At 67.9% G+C, this 7701-nt stretch carries 13 protein-coding genes; 10 read left to right on the top strand and 3 right to left on the bottom strand.

The genetic code is table 11. The annotated features are described in order from the left end of the window. Positions 1–1098, top strand: a 1098-nt coding sequence (locus tag ACIQUT_RS37200; protein WP_403569770.1) for an RNA-guided endonuclease InsQ/TnpB family protein, incomplete at its 5' end; no start/stop codon positions are given. Between the two features lie 32 nt (positions 1099–1130). On the opposite strand, the gene ACIQUT_RS37195 is transcribed toward ACIQUT_RS37200, so the two are convergent. Beyond that, on the bottom strand, positions 1131–1280 hold the full coding sequence (locus ACIQUT_RS37195) for a hypothetical protein (protein ID WP_403569768.1): 150 nt from the start codon (positions 1278–1280) through the stop codon (positions 1131–1133). A gap of 38 nt (positions 1281–1318) precedes the next feature. Here ACIQUT_RS37195 and ACIQUT_RS37190 point away from each other — a divergent pair, with 38 nt between their 5' ends. The 4 genes from ACIQUT_RS37190 to ACIQUT_RS37175 all read left to right on the top strand — a co-directional run bounded on the left by ACIQUT_RS37190 (position 1319) and on the right by ACIQUT_RS37175 (position 3296). Then, positions 1319–1516, top strand: a complete 198-nt coding sequence (locus ACIQUT_RS37190) for a hypothetical protein (protein WP_403569766.1) — start codon at positions 1319–1321, stop codon at positions 1514–1516. Between the two features lie 352 nt (positions 1517–1868). Then, on the top strand, positions 1869–2303 hold the full coding sequence (locus ACIQUT_RS37185; RefSeq protein WP_403569764.1) for a hypothetical protein: 435 nt from the start codon (positions 1869–1871) through the stop codon (positions 2301–2303). Positions 2304–2547: 244 nt separating this feature from the next. Further along, positions 2548–2994, top strand: a complete 447-nt coding sequence (locus tag ACIQUT_RS37180) for a hypothetical protein (protein WP_403569762.1) — start codon at positions 2548–2550, stop codon at positions 2992–2994. Then, positions 2994–3296, top strand: a complete 303-nt coding sequence (locus ACIQUT_RS37175; RefSeq protein ID WP_403569760.1) for a winged helix-turn-helix domain-containing protein — start codon at positions 2994–2996, stop codon at positions 3294–3296. The genes ACIQUT_RS37180 and ACIQUT_RS37175 overlap by 1 nt, the downstream gene beginning before the upstream one ends. 62 nt (positions 3297–3358) lie before the next feature. On the opposite strand, the gene ACIQUT_RS37170 is transcribed toward ACIQUT_RS37175, so the two are convergent. Beyond that, on the bottom strand, positions 3359–3595 hold the full coding sequence (locus ACIQUT_RS37170) for a hypothetical protein (protein WP_403569758.1): 237 nt from the start codon (positions 3593–3595) through the stop codon (positions 3359–3361). A 161-nt stretch (positions 3596–3756) separates the two neighbouring features. On the opposite strand from ACIQUT_RS37170, the gene ACIQUT_RS37165 reads away from it, so the two are divergent. Beyond that, a complete protein-coding gene (locus ACIQUT_RS37165) occupies positions 3757–3891 on the top strand; it encodes a hypothetical protein (protein WP_403569756.1) in 135 nt (44 codons plus the stop codon). Between the two features lie 687 nt (positions 3892–4578). Then, positions 4579–5313 (top strand): hypothetical protein, encoded by a 735-nt coding sequence (locus ACIQUT_RS37160; RefSeq protein WP_403569754.1) that lies wholly within the window; start codon positions 4579–4581, stop codon positions 5311–5313. Between the two features lie 135 nt (positions 5314–5448). On the opposite strand, the gene ACIQUT_RS37155 is transcribed toward ACIQUT_RS37160, so the two are convergent. Then, a complete protein-coding gene (locus tag ACIQUT_RS37155; protein ID WP_403569753.1) occupies positions 5449–5946 on the bottom strand; it encodes a hypothetical protein in 498 nt (165 codons plus the stop codon). 69 nt (positions 5947–6015) lie between these two features. On the opposite strand from ACIQUT_RS37155, the gene ACIQUT_RS37150 reads away from it, so the two are divergent. The 3 genes from ACIQUT_RS37150 (at position 6016) to ACIQUT_RS37140 (ending at position 7516) form a co-directional block, all read left to right on the top strand. Then, on the top strand, positions 6016–6546 hold the full coding sequence (locus tag ACIQUT_RS37150; protein WP_403569751.1) for a GNAT family N-acetyltransferase: 531 nt from the start codon (positions 6016–6018) through the stop codon (positions 6544–6546). After that, positions 6515–6838, top strand: coding sequence for a DNA/RNA non-specific endonuclease (locus tag ACIQUT_RS37145; protein ID WP_403569749.1), 324 nt, complete (start codon positions 6515–6517; stop codon positions 6836–6838). Before ACIQUT_RS37150 ends, ACIQUT_RS37145 begins: the two co-directional genes overlap by 32 nt. Before the next feature lie 144 nt (positions 6839–6982). Next, positions 6983–7516, top strand: coding sequence for an SMI1/KNR4 family protein (locus ACIQUT_RS37140; RefSeq protein WP_403569747.1), 534 nt, complete (start codon positions 6983–6985; stop codon positions 7514–7516). Positions 7517–7701 lie beyond the last annotated feature (185 nt).

Raw genomic sequence — 7701 nt, 5'->3', positions numbered from 1 at the left:
GCCTACCGGCACACCTCGAAGACGAGCATCAAGTACGGGATGCAGTCCGCGCAGCTCAAGGGCATCCGGGCTTTCGACCCGGAGCGTCAGGGCCGTTGGTCGTTCAGCTCGCAGCAGGCCACCTTGCGCCGGCTCGACAAGGCATTCCAGGCGTTCTTCCGGCGCATCAAGTCCGGCGACACCCCGGGCTACCCGCGCTTTCGCGGCGTGAACTGGTTCGACACCGTGGACTTCCCCAAGGACGGGGACGGCTGCCGGTGGGACAGTACGCCGCACGATCCGGTGACCCGCGTCCGCTTCCAGGGCGTCGGGCACGTCAAGGTCAACCGGCACCGTGCGGTGGTCGGCAAGGTCAAGACCGTCAGCGTCAAGCGTGAGGGCCGCAAGTGGTTCGTCGTGCTCACCACCGAGCAGGACCGGCCCGAGCCGCTTCCCGCGACGGGCAGTGTGGCCGGGATCGACCTGGGCATCGCCTCGTTCCTCACCACGTCCAACGGCGAGCACATCCCAAACCCGCGCCACGCCCGCAAGGCCGCCAAGAGGCTCGAAGCGGCACAGCAGGCGCTCAGCCGGTTCCCCCGCCGCAAGGCCAAGGATCGCACCCGTAATCATCAGCGCGCTGTGGAGAAGGTCGCGGCCCTGCACGGCAAGGTCCGCCGCCAGCGGCTCGACCACGCGCACAAGACCGCCCTTGACCTCGTGCGCGACCACGACTTCATCGCGCACGAAGACCTCAAGATCCGCAACATGGGCCAGGCCCCCAGGCCGAAGCCCGACCCCGACACACCGGGCGGCTTCCTGCCCAACGGGGCCTCGTCCAAGGCCGGGCTGAACCGCTCGATCGCTGATGCCGGTTGGGGGGTGTTCCTCGCGATCCTGAACGCAAAGGCTGAGAGCGCCGGGCGGGAAGTGATGGCCGTGGACCCCCGCAACACCTCCCGGCGGTGCCCCGAATGCGGGCACACCGCCAAGGAGAACCGGCCCACACAGGAGAAGTTCCACTGCGTCTCGTGCGGCCACATCGCGCACGCCGACACGGTGGGCGCTCTGAACGTTCTACGGGCCGGGCTGGTCCGTCGCGACGCCAACCAGGCATAGCGAGAAGCCCCCTCGTTCACGAGGGGGAGGAGTCACGAGTTCGGGTAGTCGATGAACACCGTGAGCGCCCCGCAACGCGGGCACTGCGCGCTCTCCGGCTCCATGTCGCCCTGACCGCCCGCATGGTGGTGCCGGCCCGTGATGACCGCGAGCGGGCCCGGTTCCCAGTCTGTGTGCTGCACCGCCCGCTCCCACCGGGCGGCCGGTACGGAGGCACGCGATGACCGAGACGACCGCCCGTCAGCAGGAGCGCAGGCACAGCTACCCGGAAGCTGTCCGGAGTGACCTGGCCCGGGTCGCACTGCACCAGGCCCGGGAGGTCGCCAAGGCCTGCGGCGAGGGCGGCACGCAGAAGGCCCATCGGCGTACCCGCATCGTGGCCGGGCCCGCGACGGCCGGGTTCGTCGCCGGGGCCTGATAGCAGAAGGCCGTCGCCGACTGCTTCCTGGACCATTTTCGACCGGCCCGACGCCCGGTCCGCACGTGCGACGGCCCCGACCGGACACTTCTGGTCGGGGCCGTCGCACGTCCGGGCTCAGTTTCCGGCGAGCAGGTGTTCCTGCCGGGCCTGGACACGCGCCATGCGGAGCGGACCTCGTCGTGGATGGGCGCAGCGTCGTCTTGCTCTTCAAGGGCCGTACCCCGGGGGGCCTCCGGGCAGTCGACGGCGTGGACGACGTCTCGGCCGGGCCCGCGGCTGCCGCCTCATTCGCAAGAACGGCATGAGGAGTGAGGCGACAGCAGGGATCGCCGGCAGGGAAGGGCACACCGTGGCCAACATCGTCTGGCACGCAAAGCTCAAGATGCTTCTTGATCTCAAGCAGGAAAACCTTGGGCAGGACACGATCGCTGACCTGTGGGACTTCCTCTACAAGACGGATCGGGTCCTGGCCCAGCGCAACGTCCCCGTCTCCGAGCGGGAACAGCTGTGCGGGGGAGCCTGCAGGGACGCCGGCGTGGTCGCGTGGATGTACTTGCGACAGCAGGCCAACGGCCGCCGCGAAGCCGTCCATGAGCGCAAGGAAGACGAGGAGCGCCACAAGGCGCCGATGAGCGACGAGCACAAGGCCTATCAGGAACGGATCCTGCGTGCGGCCCGCCGTGATCGCGCAGGGCCTGGGTGTGGGCGGCGTAGTACGCGGTCGCGGTCGCGGACATGGGCATGGGCGGGTCTCCTTCGGCATGCCGTGGACCCGGCTGCCTGACCGGCATCGGCGCCTTCGCCCCGTGAACGGGCCGGTGGGTTCTGAGTGGCGGGGACGGGATCGCCCTGCGGGATGCGCTGCTCGCCGGAGGTGTGCAGGCGGCGGGCCGGCGATTGGGGAGCCTCGGCTTCCGGATGCCCCTGAGCCTGCTGGACGCCCCACCACCTATTTTCCCTCCAGGAAAGAAGGTGGTACTTTCCTCATGAGAAAGTACTCGGAAGTTCGATGACCAGGGACGCCACCCATGACTCCTTACGACGCCCAGACCGCCCTCAACGCCATACACCACCGTCAGGAGCAGACGCTCAGCGAGTACATGCGCTACTCCCGTCCCTACGTGATCATTTCGGCGCTGGGCCTGTTCGCCGTGTGCTCGTCCTTTGATCTGCCGAGTCCTTGGAACACCGCCGCGGTCCTGACGGGGAACTGCCTGACCCTGGGCGGGCTGTTCGTGCAGCAGCGCCGGGCCCCGGTCCGCCGGAAGGTCGTCGGCTCGGAGGCGCTGTTCTATGCGGCCATCGGGGTCTTGCTTCTCGCGCTCTTCTGGACGGTGGCGATCGCTGCCTACTTCCTCAGCCTGCCGGCGCGGCACACGCTCGCCGCAGCCGTCACCGCCCTGGCGGCCGTGGTCGCCTCGTACGCGCTGCGCCCGGTCGTCGAGACCATCATCCGCAGGAACGGCCACGGCTGATGGATCCCGACTTCGACGAGTTCCTGCACGTTCCGGCGCGACTCGCGGTCGTCGCGCTCCTGGCCCCGGCCGACTGGGTGGAGTTCGGCTTCGTCCGGGACACGGTGGACACCAGCGACTCGGCCTTGTCCAAGCAGGTCTCCGCGTTGGCGGACGCCGGGTATGTCGAGGTCCGAAAAACACGGAACCGTACAGGACGCCACACCCACCTCCGCCTCACCCCGCACGGGCGTCAGGCATTCCAGCGGCACGCATCGGCGCTGGAGAGGATCGTGGCGGCGGCGCGTACACCTCTGGAATAGGCGGAAGACCCGCACCTTGCCAGCCGTGCCGGCTCCAGGGACACGGGCGGTTCTCGATCGTCCTACAGCGCGGCATCGGCCGCCCGCTGGAGCTTGCGCAGGTCTCGGTCACCGATCCCGTCCGGGGTCGCGGCACCGACCGACGCGGCGACGTCGACCGCGCGGCCGTCGTCCAGGACAACTGGCGTGCACATCATCCGGACCAGCTGCTCCAGGCGCCGCTCGCGACGGCCGGCGGGCAGCTTCAGGACGACGGCGAACTCGTCGCCCCGAGGCGGCCGACGGCGGCGCGCGGGCATGGGATGTCAGCGACCGGTATGTGACGCTCACTCTCGATTTCAATCCGCCTGCCCCAGCTGCCCCGGTGCCGACCTTGCTGAAGGTGTCGATCCTCCGGCAGCCCACCGCCGGCGCCCGCAGGACCGGTTCCTGTGCTTGCGAGGCCCCGAGCCTGCTCCTCGTGTTCCCTGACGGTGTCGAGGTGGTGGAGCCGTGTGAGGAGAACACCCTGGCGTCGGTATTTCTGACGGCCCGCTGCCAGGACTGCGACGGCCTCTACGAAGGCCCGTGGCGCAGGATCGCGGCCGCGGTGTAGCTACCCACTCTCGTTGATCGACGCACTCGACCTCCAGAACGGCAGCAGCAACGCGCTGGGGTCGAGATCATCCGCCCACTGCGGCCAGGTGACGACGTGGGCGCGCGCCTACAGGAGCGGTCCGGTCGATCTTGGATTGTGGGAGGATGCCGTACATGACTTGCATCCGAAGGGGCCGTGCCGCGTAGGAAGCCGGCTTCACTTCGACCGCGGGAACGCGCTTGGAGGAGGCCATGGGTTCGGTATCGCGATGTCCCAGGTCTGTCGGGGGCGGCGAATGCCGCCGTCCGCGTGCTCGAACGGGAGCGGTTGTCTCCAGGCGTCGTGTCAGTGGCGCTGAGCGTATGGTCCGTACGCGTCCACGGCACCAGGCGCCGGTGGAGGCAGTGGGAGGCCGAATTCACCTGCTCGTGCTGCGGCGAGGGCTGGGCCCGGGACAGGCTGCAAGAGGCTCTGTTGTTGCTGCCGCCGAAGGCCGCCACCGAACTTCGAGTGCAGGTCGAGCGTCTGGACGTGGTCCTGCTCAGGCGAACACACCATGAGCCTCTGGCAGATCCGGATTCGGAGTGGTGGCATCGTAGATGCTGACCGTGTCCATGCCGCCTACTGATTCCGGCCGCCCGGGCCGAGGGCAAGGACTACCCGGCAGGCGACGACGGAGCAGTGAGCGGGCAGAATCACGCTTGTATGAATTCACCGTCACTCCCGCCACCCGCAGAGCCCGGCGCTGTCTCCGGGGGCAAGGGACGCAAGCAGCCGCTCCGGTCGCGGGTCAGGCACGGCAGCCCCACCTGCGCCGACTACGGCTGCACGCGGCCCGAATGCAGGGCCGCAGCACGCCGGGACCGCGCCCGGCGCACCAACGAGCTCAAGGCCGGCCGTCCCGCCCGGATTCCGTCGGCCGAAGCCGCCGCGAGGGCCCGCCGGCTGCAGGAGACCGGACTGTCGGCAAGCGACATCGCCGAGATATCCGGAGTAGCCGTCACACTCGTCCGGCGCCTGCTCCGCCCCGCCGACGTACGGCCGGACAGCATCCACCGCACTACCGCGGAAGCGATCCTCGGCATTCCCCTCGCCAGCATCTTCAGACGGGACCGGCTGCTCCCGGGCCTGGTCGGGGTGGACAAGGCCGCCACCTGCCTGCAGGACCTCGCCGAACGCGGCTGGCCCACGAGCTTCCTGGCCGCCCAGCTGCAAACCAGTACGCACACCCTCGCCGCGATCCGCGGCCGGGAACGCCGGCGCCTCGCCCTCACCCTGGACCGCAAGATCCAACGCCTCGCCGCGCTCCTGCTCACCAGTGACCCGGCTGACCACGGCATCGCCGTGTACAGGAGTCGCCGGGCCCAGGCCGCGGCCCGGCAACGAGCCCTGCCGGCAACGTCTGCGATCACGGTCCCCGAACCCAGGCGGATGCCCTGATCGCTCAGCCCGCGGCCGCCCGGATGTCCTGCTGCAGAGCCTGGACGGTCTTGTGGACGCCCCGCCGTATCTGTTTGTTCGTCAGCTCGGCGAACCATCGCTCCACAAGGTTCAGCCAGGAGGGCCTGCGGCTGACTACTGGTCGGCTGCATCCCTCGGCTTCGCCATGATCGCGTTGCCGCGTACCTTCACGATGCAGCCGTGATCCTGAGCGATGACGACGATGCCAGTGGCGGGCGATACGACGATCACGTCGGCCCACATGAAGTAGTCACGGACGCGGGTGTCGAAAGCCTTGACGAAATCGACGAGGTGTGAGGCTTCGACGAAGTACGGACCCTGATCCGGGTAGAAGCTGGTGCTGTTCACCACGATGAGAGGGCCTTCGAGGTCCTCGCAGTACGACAGGAAATCGTCCTCGATGACATCGGCGTCCCGTTTTTCGAGGTCGAAGGGCTGCCAGTCTTCCAGGGGGATGCCGGTCATCTTGTCGGGGTTGTACGCCGTCGACCCGGGGAGTACCGCGTCCAGTACCCTTTCCGCGAACTCCCAGTTGACGTGCCTCTGTGCTGTGGTCACCTGTATGCCCCCCTTCGCGGCGCGCTCCGCCGCCTCGTCGAGTATCGCCGCCATGGCGGCTCCCCTTGCTGTGGGGGTTCTTCTCAGCGCCAACGGCTGTACCGATGTTCCCCGAGGCCGGTCATGACGCAGGAACTCGCCAGCGATGCTTTCGACGAGGAGTCCGTGTACCGGCGGCTGAGCGAGAGGGCCATTGCGGGCGGCAACCTGATGGCCGGCGCGCTCCTGACCCTGGTCGCCGAGGAGACGTCCACCGGCGAGGTCGTCGGCATGGTGAACGCCGGCCCTCCCGGCAAGTGGTCGCACCACGCCATCACCCAGCTGCCCGCGCCAATGGTTCACCAGCTGCACGAGAGGGTGGTGGAGGTCTCCGACATCGCCGCCCTACCCGCCTCGCGCCGCCAGGGGATCGGGGCAGGGCTGCTGAACGCCGCACTCAACAGCGACAGCGAGACCGCCCAGGCCTGGCGGCTGGCCCTCTGTTTCTTCCACCAGGGGATGGGCATGGGCGCCTTCCACCGCGCAATGGCATCGGAGTGGCCCACCGGACAGCCGATCGCCTTCCTCGACTCCGCCCGGAACGTCGCCCTGTTCCGGACGCTGACCGGGGACCTGCGCGCCTGTGGGGAAGAACCCCACGGATCGGCACGGTGATCCGCCGGGGTGGCAGAAGGGCCAGGGGTACAACCGAGCCCACCTCCTTGGCGCACAGCTCGGCGGATCCAACTGGGATCCAGCGAATTTCGTCACCATGCACGCCTACGCCAATTCTCCCGTCATGCGGCACATTGAGAACCGGGTCAGGGCCGCAGTGGAAGGCGGTGAGACAATCCAGTACAGCGTCACCCCCGATACAGCCGGACTGATAAAATCTCCACCGGGGTATACGTTGAGGGTTATGGATCGAACGGCTTCAAGTTCACTCAGCACCGTAGCGCCGGAATAACTGAATCAGGCAACACCGCATTCATTCCCCATCAGCCGAAGGGGTGATGAGAGCAGTCGAGTAGGTGCGACTCACCTTTACCTGCCCGCCTGCTGTCATCCCGTCCGTCCGGACTCACCAAACCTTAGGAACAGGACCCCCGCCGTGACCAATGCCCTTGCACGTCTTCTCGAAATCGCCCCGGTGCCGAGCCAGCCTCGCGACAAGGATTGGGGCGAGGTCGAACGTACCCTCGCGGCCGAACTCCCCGACGACTACAAGGAACTCATCGGCGTTTACGGAGGTAGCTACTGGGACAACTACCTTTACGTCCTGGAGCCCGACTGCCCCAACAAGCACTACGACCTCCTCAACTGGGCCAAGTACCAGTTCGAAGACCTGGAAGACCTGTGGACGGTCGAGAAGAAGCCGGCGGAACTGGAGGCCGAGGGGTCCGTGGTCATCCCGTGGGCGACCACGGACAACGGAGAATGCATGTACTGGCTCGTTCTTCCGGGCGTTGAGCCGAACGAATGGACTGTCATGGTGAACGAGGCGAGGGGCCCCCGATGGGAACATTACTCCGTATCGTGCACGCAATTCCTCGCGTCCGCCCTTACCGGAGAGTTGCAGTCGAACATCCTCTCCTCATTGTTCCCCCTGGCCACCCATGAATTCCGCCGCCTCGGTCCGGTGTGACGATGTGGCGCGCTCTGCCGACACGGGCACCCTCGGCCCGGCGGGGTGCTGGGCGGTCCAGCCCAGCAACCGCTGACACGCCTGACGGCGCGACGGCCAGCGCGCGGAACGGCCTGCCTCGCACCGCCCTGCTGCACAGGGTGGACCAGTAACGGCCTGCTGATCAGCGCCGCGTCATGTGCTCT

The organism is Streptomyces sp. NPDC090445 (genome assembly GCF_044769385.1).
In the GTDB taxonomy this organism is placed as follows: domain Bacteria; phylum Actinomycetota; class Actinomycetes; order Streptomycetales; family Streptomycetaceae; genus Streptomyces.
This window is presented reverse-complemented; position numbering and strand designations above follow the sequence as displayed.

Excerpts from the sequence above, each read along its gene's own strand:
- ACIQUT_RS37190 (WP_403569766.1), top strand. The coding sequence starts at position 1,319 with ATGACCGAGACGACCGCCCGTCAGCAGGAGCGCAGGCACAGCTACCCG.
- ACIQUT_RS37180 (WP_403569762.1), top strand. The coding sequence starts at position 2,548 with ATGACTCCTTACGACGCCCAGACCGCCCTCAACGCCATACACCACCGT.
- ACIQUT_RS37175 (WP_403569760.1), top strand. The coding sequence starts at position 2,994 with ATGGATCCCGACTTCGACGAGTTCCTGCACGTTCCGGCGCGACTCGCG.
- ACIQUT_RS37170 (WP_403569758.1), bottom strand. The coding sequence starts at position 3,595 with ATGCCCGCGCGCCGCCGTCGGCCGCCTCGGGGCGACGAGTTCGCCGTC.
- ACIQUT_RS37160 (WP_403569754.1), top strand. The coding sequence starts at position 4,579 with ATGAATTCACCGTCACTCCCGCCACCCGCAGAGCCCGGCGCTGTCTCC.
- ACIQUT_RS37155 (WP_403569753.1), bottom strand. The coding sequence starts at position 5,946 with ATGGCGGCGATACTCGACGAGGCGGCGGAGCGCGCCGCGAAGGGGGGC.
- ACIQUT_RS37150 (WP_403569751.1), top strand. The coding sequence starts at position 6,016 with ATGACGCAGGAACTCGCCAGCGATGCTTTCGACGAGGAGTCCGTGTAC.